This window comes from Leptospira limi, from assembly GCF_026151395.1.
Classification (GTDB): Bacteria; Spirochaetota; Leptospiria; order Leptospirales; family Leptospiraceae; genus Leptospira_A; species Leptospira_A limi.
On record NZ_JAMQPV010000001.1, the window covers coordinates 634,560 to 659,321 of the forward strand.

General features: G+C 38.2%; 22 protein-coding genes. 15 read left to right on the forward strand and 7 right to left on the reverse strand.

Features of this window, described 5'->3' with window-relative positions; all coding sequences use genetic code 11:
* Positions 1 to 295 precede the first annotated feature (295 nt).
* Positions 296 to 1,552 (reverse strand): serine--tRNA ligase, encoded by a 1,257-nt coding sequence (gene serS, locus ND812_RS02930; RefSeq protein ID WP_265374197.1) that lies wholly within the window; start codon positions 1,550 to 1,552, stop codon positions 296 to 298.
* A complete protein-coding gene (locus tag ND812_RS02935; RefSeq protein WP_265374198.1) occupies positions 1,545 to 2,354 on the reverse strand; it encodes a TatD family hydrolase in 810 nt (269 codons plus the stop codon). The genes serS and ND812_RS02935 overlap by 8 nt, the downstream gene beginning before the upstream one ends.
* A 105-nt stretch (positions 2,355 to 2,459) precedes the next feature.
* Here ND812_RS02935 and ND812_RS02940 point away from each other — a divergent pair, with 105 nt between their 5' ends.
* The 4 genes from ND812_RS02940 to ND812_RS02955 are packed head-to-tail and all read left to right on the forward strand — an operon-like array spanning position 2,460 to position 6,106.
* On the forward strand, positions 2,460 to 3,449 hold the full coding sequence (locus tag ND812_RS02940) for a M23 family metallopeptidase (protein WP_100725620.1): 990 nt from the start codon (positions 2,460 to 2,462) through the stop codon (positions 3,447 to 3,449).
* A complete protein-coding gene (locus ND812_RS02945; RefSeq protein WP_012390385.1) occupies positions 3,449 to 3,802 on the forward strand; it encodes a bactofilin family protein in 354 nt (117 codons plus the stop codon). The genes ND812_RS02940 and ND812_RS02945 overlap by 1 nt, the downstream gene beginning before the upstream one ends.
* Before the next feature lie 8 nt (positions 3,803 to 3,810).
* Complete coding sequence (locus tag ND812_RS02950) at positions 3,811 to 4,281, forward strand: YaaR family protein (protein ID WP_265374199.1); 471 nt, start codon at positions 3,811 to 3,813, stop codon at positions 4,279 to 4,281.
* A 4-nt stretch (positions 4,282 to 4,285) separates the two neighbouring features.
* The gene (locus ND812_RS02955; protein WP_265374200.1) at positions 4,286 to 6,106 is read left to right on the forward strand and encodes an ABC transporter transmembrane domain-containing protein; all 1,821 of its coding nucleotides are present in this window, start codon (positions 4,286 to 4,288) and stop codon (positions 6,104 to 6,106) included.
* Here the strand turns inward: ND812_RS02955 and ND812_RS02960 are convergent.
* From ND812_RS02960 to ND812_RS02970, 3 genes are read right to left on the reverse strand one after another with little or no spacing between them, the layout of a single operon-like run.
* Positions 6,080 to 6,976 (reverse strand): ParB/RepB/Spo0J family partition protein, encoded by an 897-nt coding sequence (locus ND812_RS02960; RefSeq protein ID WP_265374201.1) that lies wholly within the window; start codon positions 6,974 to 6,976, stop codon positions 6,080 to 6,082. The two genes, ND812_RS02955 and ND812_RS02960, sit on opposite strands and share 27 nt — an antisense overlap.
* Before the next feature lie 3 nt (positions 6,977 to 6,979).
* Entirely contained in the window at positions 6,980 to 7,741 is a 762-nt protein-coding gene (locus ND812_RS02965; protein WP_135593212.1) for a ParA family protein, read from the reverse strand.
* The gene (locus ND812_RS02970; RefSeq protein WP_265374202.1) at positions 7,734 to 8,477 is read right to left on the reverse strand and encodes an RsmG family class I SAM-dependent methyltransferase; all 744 of its coding nucleotides are present in this window, start codon (positions 8,475 to 8,477) and stop codon (positions 7,734 to 7,736) included. The genes ND812_RS02965 and ND812_RS02970 overlap by 8 nt, the downstream gene beginning before the upstream one ends.
* A gap of 58 nt (positions 8,478 to 8,535) precedes the next feature.
* Here ND812_RS02970 and ND812_RS02975 point away from each other — a divergent pair, with 58 nt between their 5' ends.
* Positions 8,536 to 9,261, forward strand: coding sequence for a hypothetical protein (locus ND812_RS02975; protein ID WP_265374203.1), 726 nt, complete (start codon positions 8,536 to 8,538; stop codon positions 9,259 to 9,261).
* A gap of 474 nt (positions 9,262 to 9,735) precedes the next feature.
* Here the strand turns inward: ND812_RS02975 and mnmG are convergent, their stop codons facing one another.
* Positions 9,736 to 11,610 carry a tRNA uridine-5-carboxymethylaminomethyl(34) synthesis enzyme MnmG gene (mnmG, locus tag ND812_RS02980; protein WP_265374204.1) on the reverse strand — a complete coding sequence of 625 codons (1,875 nt, stop codon included), beginning with the start codon at positions 11,608 to 11,610 and terminating at the stop codon, positions 9,736 to 9,738.
* Positions 11,611 to 11,778: 168 nt separating this feature from the next.
* On the opposite strand from mnmG, the gene ND812_RS02985 reads away from it, so the two are divergent.
* From ND812_RS02985 to ND812_RS03030, 10 genes are all read left to right on the forward strand, one after another.
* Complete coding sequence (locus ND812_RS02985; protein ID WP_265374205.1) at positions 11,779 to 12,702, forward strand: branched-chain amino acid transaminase; 924 nt, start codon at positions 11,779 to 11,781, stop codon at positions 12,700 to 12,702.
* A 6-nt stretch (positions 12,703 to 12,708) separates the two neighbouring features.
* On the forward strand, positions 12,709 to 13,641 hold the full coding sequence (locus tag ND812_RS02990) for a hypothetical protein (RefSeq protein ID WP_265374206.1): 933 nt from the start codon (positions 12,709 to 12,711) through the stop codon (positions 13,639 to 13,641).
* 217 nt (positions 13,642 to 13,858) lie between these two features.
* Positions 13,859 to 15,184 (forward strand): chromosomal replication initiator protein DnaA, encoded by a 1,326-nt coding sequence (gene dnaA, locus ND812_RS02995; protein ID WP_265374207.1) that lies wholly within the window; start codon positions 13,859 to 13,861, stop codon positions 15,182 to 15,184.
* 246 nt (positions 15,185 to 15,430) lie between these two features.
* Positions 15,431 to 16,549, forward strand: coding sequence for a DNA polymerase III subunit beta (gene dnaN / locus ND812_RS03000; protein WP_265374208.1), 1,119 nt, complete (start codon positions 15,431 to 15,433; stop codon positions 16,547 to 16,549).
* Positions 16,549 to 17,652, forward strand: coding sequence for a DNA replication/repair protein RecF (gene recF / locus ND812_RS03005; protein WP_265374209.1), 1,104 nt, complete (start codon positions 16,549 to 16,551; stop codon positions 17,650 to 17,652). Before dnaN ends, recF begins: the two co-directional genes overlap by 1 nt.
* Complete coding sequence (locus ND812_RS03010) at positions 17,649 to 17,972, forward strand: DciA family protein (protein ID WP_265374210.1); 324 nt, start codon at positions 17,649 to 17,651, stop codon at positions 17,970 to 17,972. The genes recF and ND812_RS03010 overlap by 4 nt, the downstream gene beginning before the upstream one ends.
* Positions 17,973 to 18,050: 78 nt before the next feature.
* Positions 18,051 to 19,970 (forward strand): DNA topoisomerase (ATP-hydrolyzing) subunit B, encoded by a 1,920-nt coding sequence (gyrB, locus tag ND812_RS03015; protein WP_265374211.1) that lies wholly within the window; start codon positions 18,051 to 18,053, stop codon positions 19,968 to 19,970.
* A 19-nt stretch (positions 19,971 to 19,989) separates the two neighbouring features.
* On the forward strand, positions 19,990 to 22,521 hold the full coding sequence (gyrA, locus tag ND812_RS03020; protein WP_265374212.1) for a DNA gyrase subunit A: 2,532 nt from the start codon (positions 19,990 to 19,992) through the stop codon (positions 22,519 to 22,521).
* A gap of 15 nt (positions 22,522 to 22,536) precedes the next feature.
* Entirely contained in the window at positions 22,537 to 23,550 is a 1,014-nt protein-coding gene (locus ND812_RS03025) for a tRNA dihydrouridine synthase (protein WP_265374213.1), read from the forward strand.
* A 10-nt stretch (positions 23,551 to 23,560) separates the two neighbouring features.
* A complete protein-coding gene (locus ND812_RS03030) occupies positions 23,561 to 23,944 on the forward strand; it encodes a PilZ domain-containing protein (protein ID WP_100716261.1) in 384 nt (127 codons plus the stop codon).
* 129 nt (positions 23,945 to 24,073) lie between these two features.
* Here the strand turns inward: ND812_RS03030 and ND812_RS03035 are convergent, their stop codons facing one another.
* A complete protein-coding gene (locus tag ND812_RS03035) occupies positions 24,074 to 24,655 on the reverse strand; it encodes a lipoprotein LipL21 (protein WP_265374214.1) in 582 nt (193 codons plus the stop codon).
* Between the last annotated feature and the right edge of the window lie 107 nt (positions 24,656 to 24,762).

Consider the following 24,762-nt stretch of genomic DNA (forward strand, 5'->3'; position numbering starts at 1 on the left):
TAAAAAATAAACCGATCGTCCATTGGATGAGTTTTTGTTTATGAAAAAATTGAGGGGATTGATTCGTAATGCGTTTAAAAATAAAATATGATGCGTTATTTGTAGCTCTTTTAAATACTTTCGCTGCTATATTAATACTAATTCGTTTAATTCCACATCCAGAGTTATTAACCGATTTACGTTTAATACCAGATTTAATGAATATAATGGATTTGTGTTTTTTGATCGCAAAAACGAAATTTGGATGAGTGAGTTGATTGGGCATTTGACACCTCGGTCATCTGCCCAAAAATTCTTATCGGATATATTGTTTTAAGACATCCGGAATTTGGAAGGTTCCATCTTCTAATTGGTAGTTTTCAATCACTGCTGCCAGTGTTCGACCGATCGCAAGACCAGAACCATTCAAAGTATGGACGAGCAGGTTTTTTCCTTCCTTTGACTTGTATCGAATTTTTCCTCGTCTTGCTTGATAGTCTTTGAAGTTCGAAACAGAAGAAATTTCCATAAATCGTCCAAGTCCTGGCATCCACACTTCGATATCATATGTTTTGGAGGAAGCACTCGACATATCTTTGCTACAAAGTAACATCACACGATACGGCAGATTTAATTTTTGCAAAATGGATTCTGCATCTTTTAACATCTTTTCGTGTTCTTCCACTGACTTCTCAGGTTCTACAAATTTAACAAGTTCGACTTTCTGGAATTGGTGAACTCGCACTAACCCACGTGTGTCTCTTCCATAAGATCCAGCTTCTCTTCTAAAACAGGATGTGTGGGCACAAACAGAGATCGGTAATTCTTTTTCTTGGATGATTTCATCACGGTAATAATTCGTAAGAGGCACTTCCGCTGTTGGAATGAGATTCAATCCATCTTTTTCCAATCGATAAAAATCTTCCGCAAACTTTGGGAGTTGGCCTGTAGCCGTCATGGATTCGTCGTTCACAAGAACAGGAACCCACATTTCTTCATATCCATTTTCAGATGTGTGCGTATCGAGCATCAAATTCATTAACGCACGTTCTAATTTTGCACCTAAGCCACGATAGGTGTAAAACCTTGCACCAGAAAGTTTGACCCCACGCTCAAAATCAAAAATACCTAGTTTTTCCCCAATATCAAAATGGGTTTTTGATTCAAAAGAGTATTTTTTGATTTCACCCCATTGTCTGACTAGAACGTTATCTTCTTCTGACTTCCCTTCTGGTACCGAAGGGTCCAATAAATTAGGAAGTCCTAAATTAAGATCATGTAAAGATTCTTCTTCTTTTGAAAGTTCTTCTTCGATTGCTTTGATGCGATCTCCAACTCCTTTCATTGAATTCGAAATTTCAGTAATATCTTTTCCTTGTGATTTTTGAATTCCTATTTCTTTTGAAACGCGGTTTCGTTCCGCACGGAGTTCTTCTACTTCTAATTTTAATTTTCTTTGTTTCTCTGAAACAGATTTAATTTTTGCTTCTATGTCAGTAGAGACAACACCACGTTTTTGTAAGGTGGAAAGTAGTTCTTCTGGGTTCTGAACAATACGATTGATATCAAGCATGGTGATAAGCCTTTCTTTCTGTAAATTTTAGTGAATTTTTATAAATACGTTCTGCTACTTCTGTATTAGGTTCTGTTCGTAATGAAAACATTTTCTCCAATACAAAGGGTAAATGCGAAGAATCATTTCTTTTCCCACGATGCGGCATTGGTGATAAAAATGGTGCATCTGTTTCAATCAAAATGGATTCGAGTGGAATTTTTTTGGCAGCTTCTTGGATCTCCACCGCTGATTTAAACGTAACAATTCCTGAAAAAGAAATATAATACCCAAGATCAACAAATTGTTTTGCAGCTTCATAATCATAAGTAAAACAATGGATCACTCCAAATGCTTTTGTCTTATATTCTTTTAATGCTTCATACGTATCCTGAAAAGCATCTCGTGAATGGATGACAACGGGCATTTGGTACTCTGAAGAAAAATCCAGAAACTTTCGCAATACATCATTTTGTTGGGAACGAGTGCTTGCGTCATGGTAAAGATCCATACCAATTTCACCAATCGCTGCAAACTTAGGATCATTCATTCGGGATTTTGCTAAATCTAAAATTTGATCGGCATTAGGGAATTCATGAGTTTCTGTTGGATGGCATCCAATGGAATACGAAATCTTTAATTCATCTGTAGAGTATATATCTGAAATACGAACAGCTTCGATGGAACTTGGTAGATCAATGCCAATCTGCACCAGTTGGTCTACTCCAGCCATTCGGGATTTCTCCAGGGTTTCTTCGATACTTTGTCCTTGTTCTCGAATTATGTCTAAGTGGCAATGTGTGTCGATCAACGAATATCCCATAAATAGCAAGATTTGTAATTTCCACTGGATGAAAATGAAAATTCAATCGAAAGATATAGTGGGTAGATTAACTTTTGTTTAAATCATCGTAGGTCTATAACGAACGTGGAAGTAAAACAAAGACTACATTTAATTTTTTACCGACTTCGGTATAAAGTCCAGGAATGGAAGCTTAAGTTGTCCCAACGTTACGAAGATTTGGACAAAAAAGGTCGTGAAAAACTGACCATTATGGTCATTCCTCATACTGACCGAAAAACCATTAACTTTGTCATCTCTTACAAGGCCATTTCTATCTTCATTGGTATCATGGTAGTGTTACTTGTCATCAGTGCGGTAAACGTTTTATCTCATAGTGGATCCATCCACCAACTCACAGAACTCAATTTAACCAATAAAGACTTTATTAGACAATCATCTAAGATGAAAGAAGAGGTAAACTCTCTTCACGAAACCATCCAATACTACTATGACCGTATCTCTAACCTTTATATCAAATTAGGTGGAGATCCATCTCGCGTATCAAAAGGGATGGGTGGACAAGCGGGACAATTCCTTGCTTTACAAGGAACACCTCAAACTGACATCACAGATGAATCCTTTCGCATTAAAGAAGACATTCATAATTTAAAATTATCATCAGAGCTTTCTGAAGAAATTATCAAACTCATCAAAAAAAGAAAAAGCATCATTAAAAACACACCATCGATTTGGCCCACAAAAGGGTATGTATTGTTTCCCTTTGGAAAGTACATCTCACCAATTACTGGCAAAGAAGAAATCAATCGTGGTTTGGACATTGGATCTTTTCCAGGAGCAGAAGTCATTGCTACCGCACCTGGTTTAGTGTTTGATACTGGATACTCACCAGCGACTGGTTATTATGTAAAAATTTCCCACAGATTTGGTTGGAAAACGATCTACTCAAATTTAGATCGAATCCGTGTGAAGAAAAACGAAAAACTCTCAAAGGGTGACATTCTTGGATATGTCGGAAAATCGCCTGAAAATCCGATTTACCACCTTCATTATGAAGTACATGTTGGTACCCAAGCGTTGAATCCGTTTTCGTTTCTCAACCAAATCCAAGAATAATGTCGAATCCATCAACAGAAGAAGAATTTTTAGTTAATAGCATCATCGGAGAAGGGGCTGAGTTCACTGGTGAATTTAAGTTCCCTGGTCTCATCCGTATCGATGGAAAATTTCGTGGAGTTCTTGAAACTACAGGAAAGGTCCTCATCGGAAAGTCAGGAATCGTCGATACTGATATCAAAGCACGAGTTGTGGTTGCTGGTGGAGAAATCCGCGGAAATATTTATGCAACAGAACGTGTAACACTACTTTCAAGTTGTCGATTAGAAGGGGACATTGTCACTCCTCGCCTCATCGTTGAAGAAGGTGTAGTGTTCCACGGGAAATGTACAATTAACCCCACTCGTCATTAGGCGGGTTTATGATCATCCAAAACAACAACCCCAAGTCGGTCTCGACTCAGGCAAAAAAAGGTTCCAAAGAAAAACTCAATGGTTCCTTTGCTCCCGTCGATGAAGCCAAACAAAGTTTTTTAGAAATTTTAGAATCGATTGTTCCTTCTGGAAAAGAAGAAACAAGAGAACTGAATGAACTTTGGAAAGATTTACCTGATTTGGAAAAAGACCTAATCAAAGATCCCAATCACAAAAACCTCGAATCGTACAAAAAACATATCAAACAAATAGCCGAACTCATTCTCAAAAAAAACTACAAAGTGATGCAAGCACCCCAACGCGGACGAAATGACCAAAAAGACGTTCGTTATGTGAAGGTAGTGGATGAAAAATTGGACCTTTTGGCAAAAACCATGTTTTCACCCAACAACAGTGCCTTTGTTATTTTGAAACAATTAGATGAAATCAGAGGTCTACTCATTGATCTAAAAGGATAATTCATTGCAAACACCTGACCGACCTAAGTCAAAAAACCTCCGAGTCCTTTCTAAAACTTTTTCCTATTTAAAACCATACCGAATCCAAATGATCCTCTCTTCGTTTGCTCTCCTTTTTACAGCGGGGGTTACTTTGGGTCTTGGACAAGGATTACGCCATTTAGTGGATGCAGGATTCTCTGCTAAATCCAAACAAGAATTAGGTTATGCTCTTGTCTTTATCATCTTCGTTGGAATCCTCCTTGCAATTGGAACTTACATTCGGCATTATACAGTTTCATGGATCGGTGAAAGAGTCGCTTCTGACATTCGCATTGATGTATTCAAACACATCATCTTCATCCATCCCAGTTTTTTTGAATCCAACTCTCCTGGGGAAATCCAATCCCGAATTACAACCGATACTACTCTCATCCAAACTGTCATTGGTTCTTCTGCCTCGATTGCTCTCCGAAATATTTTGATGTTTGTCGGTGGGATTATTTTTCTTTTTATCACCAATGCAAAACTCACTATGATTGTTCTTATCAGTGTTCCCTTTATTGTGTTTCCCATTCTATTCTATGGAAAACGTGTGAGAAACCTTTCTCGAAACACTCAGGATAAAATTGCGAATATTGGAACCTATGTAAGCGAATCCCTTCTCAACATCAAAATTTTACAATCCTTCCACCACCAAAAAGTAGATATCGATGTATTCTCCAAAACCGTCGAAGATGCTTTTACCGTTGCAGTTGCCAGAATTAGACAACGGGCACTTCTCATCGGAACTGTCATTTTATTCATTCTAACTGGAATTAGTTTTATGTTATGGGTTGGTGGAACAGATGTCCTCGAAGGAAAAATCACAGGGGGAGAACTCATTGCATTTTCCTTTTATGCCATCATGGTTGCAAACAGTGTAGGAGCTGTGTCTGAAGTTCTAGGAGATTTACAAAGAGCAGCAGGTGCAACAGAAAGACTCATGGAACTTTTGTTATCCGAATCTGAAATCAAAAATCCAATTCTTGCAAAACCTATTTCAGAAGTATTCCATTCCCAAAACTCTTTAGTTTTAAAAAACGGTTCAGGGAAACAAAATGGACTTACAATCCTTTTAAAGGATTTAACATTTTCGTATCCTTCACGTCCGGAATCGAAAGCCATCAAAGGAATCAATTTAGAAATTCCTGCCAATAAAACCACAGCTCTTGTTGGACCATCAGGAGGAGGAAAGAGTACATTATTCGAACTCATCCTACGTTTTTATGACCCAACTTCAGGTTCCATCTCCATCGGTGGAATCAATATTAAAGATTTAGAGTTAGGAGACTTACGTTCCCTCATCGGATTTGTTCCCCAACAACCAATACTCTTCAGTGGAACCCTACGAGAGAATATAGCCTATGGAAAACCGAATGCAAGTTTCGAAGAAATCCAAACTGCAGCAGAAAATGCTTATGTGATGGAATTTTTAAACCAGTTACCAGATGGGTTTGATACGAACTTAGGGCACTTGGGTACAAGATTATCTGGAGGACAAAAACAAAGGATTGCAATCGCAAGGGCCATCCTCCGAAATCCAAGAATCCTTCTACTCGATGAAGCGACATCAGCACTTGATTCAGAATCCGAACAGATGATCCAAAGAGCTTTGGATTTTCTAGTAAAGGAAAGAACAACCATTATGATAGCACATCGTCTTTCGACAGTTGTGAAATCAGATCAAATTGTTGTGATTAAGGAAGGAGAAATTGAGTCCGTTGGAACACACGACGAACTCTTACGAACAAGTGAGTTGTATGAGCGTTTAGCGAAATTACAATTTCACACCGAGTTGCTCTAAGATTCGTTCCATATCACTTAGGTTGGCATAGGAAAAAACAATTTTACCTTTGCCATTGGTTTCATTATGAGACACTTCCACCTTAGAACTAAATTTATTCCTTAACTTTGTTTCTAGTTTCACAATGCTTGCATCACGTTTGTCAGATACACTCGTCGAGGAATTAGATTTTTTATCAGGGTTCAAAAGATTAGAAACATAGTTTTCCACTTCACGAACATTCCAACCTTCTGTGATCACTTTTTGAGCGACCTCAAATTGTTTTTTGGAATCGGGAATCGAAAGAAGAGGGCGCGCTTGTCCTTCTGAAAGTTTCCCTTCCTTCACCCAATCTTGTAATGGTTTTGGCAATGCAAGGAGTCGAATCAAATTGGAAATGGTTGCTCTGTTTTTACCCACACGAGTGGCCAGGTCAGTAACCTTTAACCCTCGTTTGTCGATGATGGCTTGGTAAGCATACGCTTCATCCATTGGATTTAAATTTTCCCTTTGGATATTTTCTATCAGGGCAAGTTCCATCATATCTGCTTCGGATAGATCCCGAACAATCGCTGGTATCTTTGCAAAACCTGCAAGTTTACACGCACGTAATCTTCTTTCTCCAGCTACTAAAAGGAAACCTGAACCAGATGGATTTTTTTGAACAACGATGGGTTGGATCACACCATGTTCCACAATTGTATATGATAATTCTTGGATAGATGCGTCTGAAAATTGTTTTCTAGGTTGGTGAGGGTTTGGAGCTATTTCAGATACTTTGATTTCTCTAAGACCCGACTGTTCGTCCTTAGAAATTTCAACATTGTTCTCATTGACTGGAATTAAATTACCAAGTCCTCTTCCTAAAACTTTTCCTTTGCCGAGTGCCATACCTTATGCCCTCCCTACAATTTCTTCCGCTAAACTTTTATAACTTTTTGCACCAACACCATCAGGATCATAGTAGTTGATAGGTTTACCGAAGGAAGGTGCTTCTGATAATTTTACATTCCGAGGAATGACAGTTTCATAAACTTTTTCTTTGAAATAGTTTCTCACATCATCTGCAACTTGGTTTGCGAGGTTCGTACGTTTGTCATACATCGTAAGAAGAACACCTTCAAGAGCAAGAGAAGGATTCCATTGTGACTGCACTAAGGAAATGATTCTCATAAGTTGTGAAAGTCCTTCGAGTGCGAAGTACTCTGTTTGTAAAGTGATCATCACTGATTGAGAAGCACAAAGTGCATTGATGGTTAATACGCCAAGAGAAGGGGGACAATCGATTAAAATATAATCATAAGATTCTTTGATGGAAGCAAGAGCATCTTTGAGTTTGAATTCTTTTTTCTCAATTCCAAGAAAGTCTACTTCAAGTCCTGAAAGGTTAATATTCGATGGAATGATATCTAGATTTTGAACAAAAGTTTTTTGGATCGCCTCTCTAGCTGATAACTCTCCGATCATTACTTCATAAGTTGTTTTATTCAGTGATTGTACTTCTAAACCAAGTCCAGATCCTGAATTACCCTGTGGGTCAATATCAAGTAGAAGAACTTTTTTTCCCAGATCAACAAGATTGGATGCTAAGTTGATCGCAGTCGTTGTTTTTCCAACGCCACCCTTTTGGTTACTGATCGATACGATTTTACCCATTCTTGTTTTTTGTCTCCTTTACGATTTCTTTCCAGTCACGGGGGTATCCCTTTTTCGGAAGTGAATTCTTTTGCAGTATTTTGATATGTCTCTTTCCAACAAACTCTAATTCAGGAATGGGAATTTCTTTTTTCATCACAAACCCATTATTAATCAGGACCTCTGTTTCTTTTTCCAGATCTGGATACGGTTGCGCAAGAAAGGGACATAAGATTCCTTTTTGTTTTACCATTCTCGATGTGACTTCCGCGATGTAAGGATAGGGAACCATAGCTCTGGAAGTGACTACATCGAAATTAGAATTGATCTCTTCTGTGCGCGCATAGATAAACTCAACACGTTTTGAAACTTTAGAAAGACTTCCAGACGTGACTTCCGTTTCCAACAAAGCTAGTTTTCGTTTTTGAGAATCTACTAAGAAGACATGCGGTGCTTTTTTCAAGAGCGCAAATAGAAATCCAGGCAAACCTGGTCCTGTTCCGACATCAGCTACATTTGTTTCACGTGAAACATATCCTGTAGTTTTCAATTTCCAAACAAAGATCATCGATTCTATAATATGTCTCTCTAGAATCTTTTCTGAATCATTTCTGGAAAAGAATCCCCCTTTCTCATTATCTCGTTTTAAAAACTCATAAAAGTTTTTCACAAGCTCCCAATCAAATTCTGGTTCGATTAATGGAAAGAGTTCTGGGATGATCGTTTGGATTTCTTCTTGGATAGTTTTTTCTGACATAATCGTATTATCGTTTTATAGAATTTCGCCGATGTCTCCTGTAGGAGAAATCATTTCCATGTTTCGATTGTTTATTTTTTTCATCATCTTATCCTTCCCCATCTTAGGTTACACTCCAGGCAAATGGTCCCACAAAGATGCCTACCTTTTCAAAAAGGTAAAAAAAGTTCCAAACAAAGAGATCGTTCGTAATGCCGAGGGCCAAGTGATTTATGTTGCAGAATATGAATACAGCTCAGATGGAAAATTAATCTCCGAATCTTATTCAGACAAAGAAGGGAAGGGAGATGGAAAGACAACCTTCCGTTATACAGATGGATTGTTAACCAGTGAAGAAGTGTATGATAATGGCGGTCACCTTGTCGAACGTAAGGACTTCCAATTTAAAGGTCGTGCTTTGAAAAAGATGAACGTGAAAGATGCTGAAGGAAAACTCGTGATGGTTTATTCCATTGAGAGCGATGGAGAAGGAAACGTCTTTGCTGCCGAAGGTAAAAATTTAGAAACCAAAGACACCGAATCCTTTCGTTTCCAAATCGATCCGAAACGACCTAATGTACAAATCCAATATTTAACCGACGATAAGAAGAAGGGACTAGGTGAAATCCATTTCAAATTTGATACGAAAGGCAACTTAGTCGAAAGGGAATTTTTCCAAGGCGAGAATCGTAGGGTTCACAAATTGAAATACAAATCGGATGGAAGTTTAGAGTCCCACTCGTTTCACGTGAAACAGGGAGATAACTGGATCCTAGAGAAAACACATGTCCTTGTTTACGAGTAAGTATTAAGAAATCTCTCCTATCTAATTCCGTTGGCAAAGTAGAAAGTTTTGCCAACACCAGTCTCATGAATCTTTACTGTTCCTTCCTCTTTAACGAAACAGTTTTCGGAAACAATTCATCTCTTGCTTTCCAGAGGTTCGCCTCGTTCTTATCTTCAATCAATCCATTTTAGAAATTCAAAATTTAGATTCAATTGTTTCTGAATCAATCAACCAGGAGTCACGGCTTAGTTTACTTCTGGTATTATCTGTTCTCTTTGGATGCACATCGAATAAGGGGAGGTATGGTTGTTCTTAACCTTAAAACAAGTCTGAATCCCCTATGATCAAAACTGTTCTTGATGATTACGTTTTCTTAAAACTCTAGTGAGTCCCTTTAGGCATAAAAAAACCAAGAAGGGAAACCTTCTTGGTTTATAGTCTTCTATCCTTTCGTAAAAGATGTGCTAATTGGAAAAATCAGTTTCCTCTCGTTTATCTTCGATCGACCAAATGATAAAGAAGTAAATCCACATCCGATGGATCAACTCCTGAAATATGTAAGGCAGTTTCCAAATTGAGTGGTCTATGTTTTTCTAACTTCACGATCGCTTCTGTTTTCAAACCTTTCACACTTGCGTAATCAAAGTCGGTAGGAATTTGGAAGTTTAAAAACTTCTTACGGTATTCAATCGTTTCCAGTTCTCGTTTCAAATACCCTTCATACTTAATTTCCATCTCCAACACCGCTTTTTCATCTTCATTCAAAATCGAAAGTTCAGAAACAATCGGTTCAATGTCTTTAATTTTGATATCCGAACGTTTCAAAAACGAAGCAAGGGTATGACCAAATTTATAATTGGTGATCTGCTTTTCTTCTAAGAGTTTTGTGAGCTCTTCCGATGGTTTCATCGCAGAAACAAAAAGATGGGATTTGATTTTTTCAATTCTTGCATATCGATCTTTCATCTCTTTATACAAAGACTCTTCGACAAGACCCATCTCATATCCATACTGCATAAGTCTTTGGTCAGCATTGTCTTGTCTGAGTAGTAGGCGATACTCAGCACGGCTTGTGAACATTCGATAAGGATCTTCCACACCCTTGTAAACAAGATCATCCACAAGAACTCCGATATAAGATTCACTCCGTTTGAACAAAATTGGTTCTTCTTTTCTCACAGACCGAATCACATTATAAGCGGCAACAAGTCCTTGGGCTGCCGCTTCTTCATACCCAGTGGTTCCATTGATCTGACCCGCATGGTAAAGACCTTTTACCTTTTTTGTTTCGAGAGTTGGATTGAGTTCCGTTGGATCTACATAATCATACTCGATGGCATAACCAGGTCTCATGAGTTCTACTTCTTCCAAACCTTTGATGCTTCGTAGAAACTTCCATTGCACTTCTTCAGGTAAACTTGTGGAGACACCATTCAGATACATCTCGTTTGTCTCGTAACCTTCTGGTTCGATAAAGATTTGGTGACGGTCTCTCTCAGCAAAACGAACTACCTTGTCTTCAATGGAAGGGCAATATCTTGGACCTATACTTTTGATCTGTCCTGAATACATAGGAGAGAATTCTAAGTTCTGTTTGATCAGTTCATGAGTGGTGTCGTTTGTGTAAGTGATGTAACAAGGAATTTGTCTGCGATCAATCTTCTTTGTGGAGAAAGAAAACGGGCGAGGGTTTTCATCGCCGTCTTGGATTTCGAGTCCATCAAAGTTGATGGAGTTTTTATGAACACGAGCAGGAGTTCCTGTTTTCAAACGACCAAGTCGTAATTCAAATCGTGCCAATGTGTGAGACAAACCTTTGGTGGTTGGTTCGCCAATCCTTCCTGATTCTTTTTGGTAAGTTCCAATGTGAATCACACTCGATAAAAATGTTCCCGTGGTTAAGATCACATGATTTGTATAGAACGTAAACCCACGACCTGTGATGACACCAGTCACCTGGTTTCCATCCACAATCAAATCTTCAACTGTATCTTGTCTGATGGAGAGGTGTTGTAATTTTTCCAATTGGTGTTTCACCATCAGTTGGTATTGTTTTTTCTCTGCTTGTGCACGTGGTGCCCAAACGGAAGGACCTTTGGATGTATTTAACATCTTGAATTGGATCCCTGTTTGGTCGATCACTCGACCCATCAGTCCACCAAGGGCATCCACTTCTCGCACCATATGTCCTTTTGCAATTCCACCAATCGCTGGGTTACAACTCATCTGCCCAATTGTATCTAAGTTCATTGTGATGAGTAAAGTTTTGAGGCCTGCTTTGGCTGAGATATAAGCGGCTTCGGTTCCGGCATGTCCTGCGCCTACAACGATACAATCAAATTGGTTGGGATAAAAGGAAGGATTCATATTATGTCTTCTTAGTGTAACGATTCTTATGTCTTATGAAAAATAAGGAGAGTTAAGACCACTCTCTAGAACGATATCAAAACCATCGGCGTATGCTTCGAGAGAAAAAAAGATAAAATTCATTTTCTAATTTTGAAACTCCTGAAGATTGGAAGGATAGGAATCTCAATGGCTCAGAATTCATTTCCGTATACATACTTTGAAGGCAAAATTGTTCCGTCAGAAGACGCGAAAGTCAGTGTCCAAACCCACGCTCTCCAATATGGCACAGGTGTCTTTGGAGGAATCAGAGGTTACTACAACGAAGCTAAAAAAAATCTATATGTGTTTCGGTTACCAGAACATTGTAAACGACTTGTGAACTCCACAAAGATCATGCAACTTCAAATCAAAATCACACCTGAAGAAATCCAATCTATCATCTTGGATCTTCTGAGAAAAAATGAAGCCAAACAAAATGTTTACTTAAGACCTTTCATTTATACATCAGCCTTACAACTATCACCACGTTTCCATGATGTGAAAGCAGACATCACTGTGTATGCTTTGAAACTTGATGATTACTTAGACACACAAAATGGTCTCACAACTATGGTGTCTTCTTGGCAACGATTCTCAGACAACCAAATACCAACTTTATCCAAAGTAAGTGGTGGGTATGTAAACTCAGCGTTAGCAAAATCAGAAGCAGTTCAAAATGGAATGGATGAAGCAATCTTTCTTGATGCAAGAGGTTTTGTATCAGAAGGTTCTGCCGAAAATTTATTCATCGTTCGTGATGGTGTGATCCACACTCCAACCATTCCTTCTTCCATTCTTGAAGGAATCACACGACGAAGTATCATTCAAATCGCAAAAGATTTGGGATACCAAGTTATCGAAAGAGACATCGCAAGATCTGAACTTTACATCGCTGACGAATTGTTTTTTTCAGGAACAGGAGTGCAAGTGGCTTGGGTAAAAGAAGTGGACAGACGTGTGATCGGAAATGGAAACATAGGACCGATCACTAAAAAAATCCAATCTATCTTTTTTGAAACCGTACGTGGTGAACAACCAAGTTACATGAATTGGCTGACTCCGGTGTATTAAGATAAAATGGCTGACGCTTTGTTTTCATTCGAGCAGGTGTCAGGCCAAGACGTTGCACTGACATATATAAAATCCTTTTTAAAAGACCGTTCCAAAATACCTGGATCCATTATCTTTCACGGACCTGATGGAGTAGGGAAGTGGCTTGCTGCAGAAAGATTCGCAAGGCAAATCCTTTGTTTAGAAGGAACCTCTTGTGGGATTTGTGATTCCTGTAGGCAATTTATGAGAGGTGTTCATCCCGATTACATTCAATTTCCTCGTCGAAAAAATATTGCGATTGGAAAAGAAAAGGACCCTGAAGAGTTTACGATTCGTTGGCTTCTATCTGCAAGAATTCCTTATAAACCACATACATCCGATTATCGGATTGTATTATTTCCAGAAGCCAATCGTATCAACAATGAAGCTGAAACAACTTTATTAAAAACGTTAGAAGAACCACCACCACATACAAAATTCATTCTCATAGTCAATGACCTTCACAATTTAAAACAGACGATCGTATCACGATCTGTTTGTATTCCGTTTCATTACCTACCACAAGAAGAGATTAAAAAAATCAGAAGGAATGAAATCGCGGAATCAAAATTGTATTATGGTGGATCACTCAACCCATTTGAAATTGCAGATGAGTTTTTAGAAGAATGGCATGAAAACGTAAGAGAACATTGCCATGATTCGATTTTATTATTCAAATTGGAAAATTGGGTAAGAGACCAATTAGGTGAGTTTCGTTCTAATAAAGAAGGTCTCACTGGAATTGATTTTTTAGAAATGATTTGTTTGTTATTACTCTATGAATACAGACAAAAAAACTTTGAGGCCAATATAGGAAGAATCGAAGCCATCCTCGATTTCAAATTGAAACTCCATTATGAAATTCCTGCATTAGAGTACGTTCTTTTATCACAACTATTCTTACGACTTGCAACTTAATCAAATTTAAATGAATTGAATGAACCTTCTATAGGAAGGAATAAAGAACACCTAACATACAACATACGGCAATTTTCTGTCAAATAGAATAAGGGACATAATTTTTTTATTCGGTTCGACTATTTTTAACAGTTTGGACCGTTTCCCGATTTTTCATTTGAATTCTGCCTACTTGCTAAAAGTATAGTACCCGATTTCACATTTAGGGCGGAGAAACTTGGACAAACGTTGGGAAGAAATTTTAGAAGAAATATCGAAACAGATACCTCCCAAGTACTTTTCCAATTTCATTGCACCACTTCGATTTGACAAATGGGAGAACCAAGTGGTTCACTTAACGGCCCCATCGAGCGGAATCAAACGCCATGTGGAAACAAAATATCTGAGTTTCATTGAAGATGCTGTCTACCAAGTCGTTGGAGATAAATTTAAAGTAACGATACTCACAGAATCTGAGACATCTTCACATGTTTTAAAAGAAGTCATCCAGTCCAAATTTGATGATTCCGACTCAGACCTTAATCCCGAGTATATTTTTAGCAATTATATCACTTCAGATTCCAACCGGATTGCTTTCACTGCCGCGAAAAGTGTAGTGGAACATCCTGGAAAATACAATCCATTGTATTTGTTTGGGCCAGTTGGTGTTGGCAAAACACATTTACTCCACGCAATTGGAAATGAAATCAAAAAGAAGGATCCATGGAAAACAGTTAGGTATGTAAATAGTACCTCGTTTTTGAATGAATTCATTTTTACTGTCAGACAAAACAATCGAGAATCTTTGGAATCATTTAAGATTCGTTACCAGTCATATAATGTTTTACTTTTTGATGACATTCAGTTTTTGAATGGTGGAGCGGAAAAAACCCAAGAAGAGTTTTTTGCCCTCTTTAATTTTTTATATGATCGCAAAAGACAAATTGTCATCGCATCAGACAGACCTAGTTACGAACTTCCTCTCCATGAAAGGCTCAAATCTCGCTTTGTGCATGGATTACAAGCCGACATCAAATCCCATGATTTGGAACTTCGAAAGTCATTATTAAAATCTAATTTTTCAGAATACAATATTCCTGCCAGTGATGGATTACTCCATTGGCTCGCCGAACGTTTAGAAGGTGATTCCCGTGCTCTGATAGGCATTGTAAATGATTTGGTGATGTACAAAAAAGCGTATGAGTATTTTTTACTCACCGAAGACAAAATCAAAGAAATTGCCGAAGCTCGATTTCTCACCAATAAAAAACGAATTGGGTTTAGCCCCGATATGGTCATTGATTTGGTTTGTGAAAGGACAAATGTAGCAAGAAAGGATTTAATCGGCAAAAGCAGAAAAGCTGACTTCATTCCGCCACGCCATCTTTGTATGCTCCTCCTTCACGATGTATTAAATGTACCAAAAGCGCAAATTGGTCGGATATTTTCGACAACCCATTCGACAGTCATTCATGGGATCGATAAATTTAAAGAACGAAAGGCATCCGAACCTCTTTGGGAAGATCTCTATCAGTCCATCAAACACAAGATTAGCTTCCAATAAACTGTGACTAACAACGCGAAAGTCTGTCGATAAACTGTCGATAGGACATAGTTAGGACTTATGGTTCCAACTTTCTCCGATAAACTGTTCAAAGGGACATAAATATTCACACTTGCCAAATGGAAAAAAACTGACATAATTCAATAAAAATTGAACTTTCCAGGCTTTATCGACATACTGACAGAACCAACGGAAACGACATAATATATATAAAGATATATAATATAAATAAGAAGAAGAGGAAAAATGAAATTCACTGTCAATACTACAGAATTCCTAAAAGCAATTAACTCAGTGGATGGAGTGATCTCAGTTCGAGAGATCAAGTCTGCTCTCTCCAATTTAAAAATTCAAACTGGGGACAACGAAGTGTATTTATCTGCGACGGATTTAGAGATCGCAATCAAAACTTCAGTACCTTCCACCATCGGAGAAAAAGGAACGGCATCCCTTCCTGCAAAACAACTCTCCAGTATTTTTAAAAATTTAAACTTTGATACAAGTTTACTCACAACTACAGAGCAGTCAGAAAATTCAGAAACCACTATCACTGATGCTTCTGGAAAAATGGATACAAAGTTCAAAGTGAACGGTATCGATTCAGAAGATATCAAAACCATTCCGAAAGTAGAAGACTCAAGTGTGGTTGAATTCCCTTGCCAAACCATTCGAGAAATGTTTCGAAAGACTTCTTATGCAATGGCGATTGAAGAAACACGTTTTGTATTCAATGGATTATTTTTAAAACCAGATAACACGGATCTCATTGTGGTTGGAACAGATGGTAGACGATTATCTAAAATTGTTCGTAAATTTCCAAAACAATTCCCATTCAAAAATGGAGTGATCATTCCTCATAAAGCAGTTCGCGAAATGCTCAAAATGATGGAAGGAAAGGAAACAGCAAAAATTGGTTTTGTTGAAGAACAAATTTATGTTTCTTCAGGAAACGTAGAACTTCTATTCAAACTCATTGATGGAAACTTCCCTGATTACGAACAAGTGATTCCAAAACAAACTACAGAATCGGTTCGTGTTGTGAAAGCTGACTTTTTAACATTCTTAAAACAAGCATTGATCTCTGCAGAAGAACCATCAAAACAAATTCGATTGGCTTTTACAAAAGGAAATGTCAACATCAGCTCTTCCAATCCTGGAACCATGATGTTTGATCACAATATGCCAATTGAATACAATGGTGAAGCAATCACTATTGCCTTTAAAGGGGATTATTTAAGTGATGTGGTAAAAGCAGTAGATGACCCTGAAGTCATATTGGAATTCACAACTTCCAGTGCACCTGTGTTGTTTAAGGATCCTTCTGACAGTGACTTTGTTTCTGTCATCATGCCAATGAAACTTTAATGTTTCTTAAGAAAATCTACATTAAGAATTTTCGTAACCACGAAGAAACACAACTCACATTCAAATCACGTCTTGTCTTTTTCATTGGAAACAATGGAGAAGGCAAAACAAACTTACTAGAATCGATTTCCCTTTTATCTTACTTAAAAAGTTTTCGTGAATCAGATCAAAACCAACTTTTACGTTGGGATACATCTGACACATTCATCCGCGCTGAATTCGAATCGGAAGGAAATGAATATCTTTTTGAATATGGAATTGAACATTCCCATACGAAACGAAAAAAACTAAAAGTGAATGGAGAAGAGTTTAAAAAAATTTCCGACTATGTAGGATACTTTCGTTCGATTGTGATGAGCCCTCCTGATATCCTCATCATAGAAGATGGGAATGTGGAAAGGCGCCGATTTTTAGATGCATTCATTTCTTCTACAAATCGTTATTATTTAAAACAACTCATTGAATATGATCGATTGGTAAAACAACGAAATGCTGCTTTAAAAAAAGAAAATGCGAGTGATCGTGAAATTGGAATTTGGGATGAACCGATCATTGAGCATGATGCAGAGATTCGTGAGATACGAACAAAAACCATCGAAACTTTAGCAGGTTACTTCCACCAAAATCTTTTACAACTTAGTTCCGGAAAAGATCCATTTTATCTTACCTATAAACCAAATGTATCTTCCAAAGAAGAACATAGGCAAAGATTATTCGATAACTTAAGAAAAGACAAAGCCATTGGTTACACAAGTTGTGGAAACCACCGTGATACTTTACCGATAGGATTTGATGATAAAGATTTAAGTGGTTTTGGATCCCAAGGGCAAAAACGAAGTGCGGTCATTGCTTTAAAAACAGCCTGTTTCCAAATGATCCGTGATACAACTGGTGAAGCACCCGTTCTTCTCATAGATGATATCATCAGGGAACTGGATGTGAAACGAAGGGAATACTTTGTGAATTTAATTTCGGAATGTGGTCAGGCATTTTTTACAACCACGGATTTAGAAGGAATCAATGAATATGTTGGAAACCTAACAGTGGATAAAGAAATATACCAAATCGAATCAGGTAAAGTGAAGGAGCTCACTGGAATATGAAGAAAGTAGAACTCTCTGAACTATTCCAAAGTCTCGAAAAACTTGGTCTTGATAGGGAATCCGTTTTCCAAGACCAAATCCTAAAAAAACTTCGATTACAATGGAACGACATTGTCGGAGAAGTTTTTGGCAAACAGAGTTTTCCAAAATCCATTGATGGTAAAAAACTGACAGTCGTTTGTCGTCATTCTATGGTCTCCCAAGAATTGGAGTTCCAAAAATCGGAACTTTTACTAAAAATTAATCGAATCACAAGCCCAGTTTTATTGGAAAAAATCCACTTCAAAACGGGAAATGAATTTCAAAATCCAAGGTCTTAAACCTTCCGTTTCCCCCTGATTTCACTTGCCCTTCGAGAGTGTTTCTAGGATACTTCCTATAGGGTATCTTAAAATTCTATGTCCAACCAAACCGATCAAAACGCCTATTCAGCCTCAAAAATCAAGATCCTAGAAGGTCTAGAGGCGGTCCGGAAACGCCCCGGAATGTACATCGGAACCCAAGATGAGTCGGGCCTCCATAAGATGGTGTATGAGGTCGTGGATAACTCTGTCGACGAAGCAATGGCTGGCCATTGTACTGAAATTGACGTTCGTATTTTACCAGAAAATATCATAGAAGTCCGAGACAATGGACGAGGGATTCCAACTGGGATCCACCCTGACAAAGGTAAGTCAACCATCGAAGTAGTTCTTACTATCCTTCACGCTGGTGGTAAGTTTGAAAACGATGCGTATAAAGTATCGGGAGGATTACACGGGGTAGGGGTTTCTGTTGTAAACGCCCTCTCTACCTATTTGGAAGTGGAAGTTCACCAAGAAGGTAAACTCCATTATCAAAAATACCAAGCAGGGGTTCCCATCGAAGATGTTAAAATCATCGGCGAAACATCACACCGCGGAACAGTCGTTCGCTTTAAACCTGATGATACCATCTTTACGACTGTTGATTTTTCATTTGATACTCTTTCTGCCAGGTTTAGAGAAATTGCTTTTTTAAATAAAGGACTTCTCATTCGCATTGAAGACCAAAGAAAAGAAGAAATTGCTAAACACGAATTTAAGTTTGATGGTGGAATTGTTTCCTTTGTGGAATACATTACAGAATCAAAACACCCACTACATAAAGTATTACACTTTGTCGGTGAAAAAGAAAACGTTTGGGCAGAAATCGCTCTTCAATACTGCGACACATATAGTGAAAATATTTTCTGTTTTACCAATGCCATTAATAACAACTTAGGTGGAACACACTTAGAAGGTTTCCGAACTGCTCTCACTAGAACTCTAAACGACCATCTAAAAAAAGACCAAACCTTATTCAAAAAACAACCTAATGGTTTGCAAGGTGATGACATTAAAGAAGGGATTTGTGCTGTGATCTCCATTAAAATTCCACAACCTCAGTTTAACTCACAAACAAAAGAAAAGTTAGTGAATGCTGAAGTGAAAGGTTTAATGCAAACCATCACAGGAGAAGGACTCAATCGTTACTTTGAGGAAAATCCTGCGATCATTAAAAAGATTCTCGAAAAATGTATCTTAGCATCAAAAGCAAGAGAAGCTGCAAGGCGAGCTCGAGACCTCACCCGTCGTAAAACAGTGTTAGAAGGTGGTGGCCTTCCTGGGAAACTTGCTGACTGTTCCGAAAAAGATCCCGAACATTGCGAACTATTCCTTGTGGAGGGGGACTCTGCGGGTGGATCTGCTAAACAAGGACGAGATCGGAATACACAAGCAATCCTTCCACTCAAAGGTAAAATCCTAAACGTCGAAAAAGCTCGTTTGGATAAAATCCTTTCGAATGAAGAAATCCGTACATTAATTACTGTTATGGGAACCGGAATTGGTGATGATGAGTTTAATGTTGAAAAACTCCGTTATCGAAAAATCATCATCATGACAGATGCCGACGTGGATGGTTCTCACATTCGAACTTTGTTATTAACGTTTTTCTTCCGTTATATGAAACCCATTATCGAACGCGGCTCTCTCTATGTAGCACAACCTCCATTGTATCTATTGAAGTTTGGTAAAGAAGCGGTGTATGTATATACAGACCGAGAAAAAGATGAAATCTTAAAAGCCAGACCGAATGATAAAGTTGTCATCCAACGATACAAGGGACTTGGAGAGATGAATCCGGAACAACTTTGGGATACTACTATGGATCCAAAAGAAAGAGTCATGTTACAAGTAAAGTTACAAGACTTTGTGGAAGCAGAAGATACATTCAATATCCTGATGGGTGATGAAGTTTCACCTCGTCGTCGTTTCATTGAAGCGAACTCGTACAAAGTAGCAAATTTAGATCTTTAATCGGAATTAGGAAAATCAAATGACCGAACAAAACGGCCAAGAAAACGAATCAAACAAAACCTTAGCACTCAATTTATCCGGTAGACCAGACGTAGCCGGTGCCTTAAAAGCTGGTGTCAGGGTCATTCCGGTAGAAATCGAAGACCAAATGAAGGAAGCTTACCTTGATTATGCGATGAGTGTCATCGTAGGTCGAGCTTTACCTGATGTGCGCGATGGTTTAAAACCCGTTCATAGACGTGTCCTTCATGCGATGAACGAAAGAGCATGGCGATCGGATAGACCTTATGTAAAGTCAGCGAAAATTGTCGGGGAAGTGATCGGTAACTATCACCCACACGGTGACTCTGCTGTTTACGAAACCATGGTTCGTATGGCTCAAACTTTCTCCATGCGAGAAACATTGATTGATGGCCAAGGTAACTTTGGATCTGTCGATGGAGATAATGCTGCGGCCTATCGTTATACAGAAGCACGACTCACAAAACTTGCGGAAGAACTTCTCAAAGATATCGAAAAAAATACAGTTAGCTTTTCACCTAACTTTGATGATACGAGACAACAACCAGACGTATTACCAGCTAACTTTCCTAATATTTTAGTCAATGGATCTACGGGAATAGCTGTGGGGATGGCTACCAATATTCCACCACATAACCTAAAAGAAGCTGTAAATGCAGTGATCGCGATGATTCAAAATCCGGATATCACTCTACCTGAGCTTATGAAGATTTTACCGGGCCCTGATTTCCCTACAGGTGGTATCATCATTGGTGGAGAAGGTTTGTACCAAGCCTATGCAACGGGCAAAGGTTCCATTCGCATTCGTTCCAAAGTCGAGATCATTGAAAATAACAAAGGTCGAGAGATCATTGTTATCCATGAAATTCCTTATCAGGTAAACAAGAAGAACCTTCTCGAAAAAATCGGTGATCTTGTGAATGAAAAGCTGATCGAAGGGATTTCTGAAATTTTAGACCTTTCCGATCGAAAGGGAATTCGTGTAGAAATCCATGTGAAAAAGGATGCCAATGCACAAGTAATCCTAAACCAATTGTTTAAGTTAACACAACTCCAAGTGAGTTATGGAATCACTATGCTTGCGATTTTGGACAATCGACCCAAAATCTTTTCGCTAAAAGAAATTTTAAAATCTTATGCAGAACATCGTCGCGAAGTTGTTGTTAAGCGAACAGAATTTGATTTAGACAAAGCTCAAAAAAGAGCCCATATTTTAGAGGGACTCAGGATCGCTTTAGAAAATATCGATGAAGTGATTAAAATCATTCGTGCTTCAAAAGATGTAAGAGAAGCTCAAAGTTCCCTCATGGCTACGTTTGCTTTATCTGAATTACAAGCTGATGCCATTTTAGAAATGCGACTTCAAAGATTAACGTCTTTAGAAGTCCAAAAAATCATTGATGAATTAGAACAAGTGAGACTTCTCATTGCAGATCTAGAAGACATTTTGGCAAAACCAGAGAGAGTAAAATCAATCATATGTGATGAACTTGGAAAAGTATCACAATCCTTTGGGAACACGCGCTCAACAGAAATCAGTTTAGAGTCTTTGGAATCTTCTACGTTTAATGCAGAAGATTTGATAGCAGATGAAGAAGTGGTTGTCCAACTATCTGAAGATATGTTCATCAAACGACTTCCGATGGATACATTCCGCCGACAAAAACGAGGTGGTAAAGGTGTTCAAGGAATCTCTACCAAAAGAGAAGACTTTGTTAAAAAACTAAGTAGTGCGATGACTCATGATAACTTAATGTTATTTTCTAATAAGGGAAGGGCATTTCTACTCAAAGTTTATGAATTACCAATTGGTTCAAAAGAAGCCCGTGGGAAATCATTAAAGGCTGTGATCAACCTTAATGATGATGAAATGATTACTTCTTTATTCACCTTCAGAAATTTTGATGACTCGTATCTTCTCATGGTCACCAAGGAAGGATTTGTGAAGAAAATTCAATTGGATGAATTCACAAATACGAAAAAATCAGGGATCATTGCCATTGGACTTCGAGATGGTGACGAACTCATTGATGTGATCGCCAATCCAAATAACTACGATGTGTTTATCGGTAGTAAAAATGGACTCGCGATTCGAATGAATTTAAATGAACTCAGATCCCAAGGAAGAACAGCATCTGGTGTAACGGCAATGAAGTTGGAAGATGATGATGCCATTGCAGGAATTACAAAGGTGGAACCGAACACCCATTTATTTTGTATTTCAGAAAATGGATTTGGAAAACGAACTGACTTCGAAGAATTCTCTACCAAAGGTCGCGGTGGAAAAGGTATGACATACCTCAAAATTGGCGAAAAAAATGGAAGGGCTGTTGGTATCTCTTCAGTAAAAGAAGAAGATGAACTTCTTGTGATCACACAATCAGGTATGGCGATACGTGTTGAAGTGAAAACAATTTCCATGGTAGGTAGATCTGCTATGGGAGTGAAAGTTGTGAATACCAAGGATGAAGATTTTGTGAAAGACTTTGCCGTCGTTCGTGAAACAGATTCGGACCAAGCGGAATCGTAATTAGGCATTAGTAATATGGTAAGGATAGGAAATGTAACAATCGAAGGTGATGTAGCTTTATCACCAATGGCTGGCATTTCCGATAGCCCTTACCGACAAATCACTAGAAGGTTTGGTTCTGCATTCTCTTACACAGAGTTTGTCTCAACAGAACAAATTAAAATTGGAAATGTAAAGTCTTTGGATATGTTTCGATACAAAGAATTGGAACGACCTCTTGTTTTCCAAATTTTTGGTTCGGATCTGGATACTGTTGTTAATGCTTCCGAAATTGCAGCCGAACGAAAACCAGATATCATTGATTTAAACATGGGATGTTCTGTAGCAAAAGTATCACATAATGGATCTGGTGCTGGTCTTTTGAAAAATGTTCGTTTAGCGGGTGCTATGATCGAAGGGATTCGAAATAGAACCGGTCTTCCTGTGACTGCTAAAATTCGATTGGGCTGGGATTCTAATTCTTTGAATTATCTAGAAACAGTCAAAGTATTAGAAGGTTCTGGAGTTTCTGCAATCTCTGTACATGGAAGGACAAAGGCTATGGCGTATACTGGTTTTGCAGATTGGAATGCAATTGGTGAAATCAAATCACGAGCCAAAGTACCAATTTATGGAAATGGAGATGTGAAAACATATGCGGAAGCGATTGAAAAAAAGAAACTATATGGCGTTGATTTAGTTCTCATTGGTAGAAAAGCAATTGGAAATCCTTGGGTCTTTGGCAACACTCCAAAAGAGTTGGTTCCATGGATTGAAATTCAATCTGTGATTCTTGAACACCTAGATTTGATGTTGGACTTTTATCCATCAAATGATGATTATGCGTTGGTTTTATTTAGAAAACATTTTATAAAATATATAGAAAATACAGGATTCCCAGAAGATACAAAAAGAGAACTGTTAACAGTTACTTCCGTGGATGAATTTAAAGATAGATTAGAATCCGTTCAAATGGATTCTAAATTTTTGGAAACAAGCGAAATCAAAAACGAGAATATAAACTGTGAAACGTTTGTAACTCTTGTATAAGGAAACTGAAATGGCGGATTCAAAACAATCGATATTCTCCGATAGTTATAGTAAATATGGCGGAGCAAAACAAAAAAGAAAAGATGCTCGAGTGAAATTAGATGTTCCCTGCACTGTAGAGTTGGTAAAAACAAAGTCTGGCCCAGTGACGGGACACCTTTCGGATTTGGGAACAGGTGGTCTTGCATTCCAAACAACAGCAATTTTCTATGAAGGTGACCAGGTAAAAATTCAATTTTCGCTAAATCAGAATCCACTCGAAATTTTAGGAACGGTGCATCGTACAGCAGGGAAAACTACTTCTGTGATTTTTAAACCACTTGCTGCTTCCGAACACAAAGTAGTCCAAGAGTTCATTCACAAACATTACTTTGATCCAAAAGTGAAAAAATAAAATAGAAACTGTTTCTATTGGATAGTGATCTTGTCTCTATTCGAAAGAATCAATAATGATTAGGTGATCAGGGCATAAAAAAAGCCTCCTTTACGGGAGGCTTTTTCGTAACAAAGCGCTATTGTCAGATTACTGAGCAGCAGTTGCTTTTGCTTCGAGAGCTTTTTGTCCACCCGCATATCTGAGGTAACCAACACACTGACATTCTTCCCAAGTTTCAGGCTCACCAACGTTTGCGCAGATTCCTGTTTCATTGTTTAGAGAGCAGCAGTCATAAACTCCAACACCTTTGATAATACCTTTTGATTCAGATACGATTACGGAACCAGTAGATTGACCATCGGACACACCAGAAGCTTGTTCTAAGTATTCACCTAAGATTTTTTTCAAACCATCACCAGCAACTTGTAAACGAGCTGCTTCACGGCAAGTGGATTGTTTCATTGCTACTGAATTAGCTTTGATCGCTTTGTCAGATGCACGTGCAGAAAATTTCATGTAAAGATAATCGAATTCTTTTTCTTTTCCTTGGCAGTACTCAGCAGGGCTTTGACCACGTTTTGCAGCCGCCGCGTCTGGGGCACAAGCCCAACCTTCAAAAATCCAACCATTTTTACCTACGGTCGTAGCGTCTCTTCTGCCTCCATCATTGGATCCGCAAGATACAACAAATGCGATTAGAGAGGCACATACGATAAGTGATTTCTTCATAAAGAATCTACTCCTTTTCCGAAGAATTTGATCTGATTCATAACGCTTGTCAATCTTTTATCAAAGAAAACGAATTTCACTTGTAGGATAAAGATTTACATTTTCTC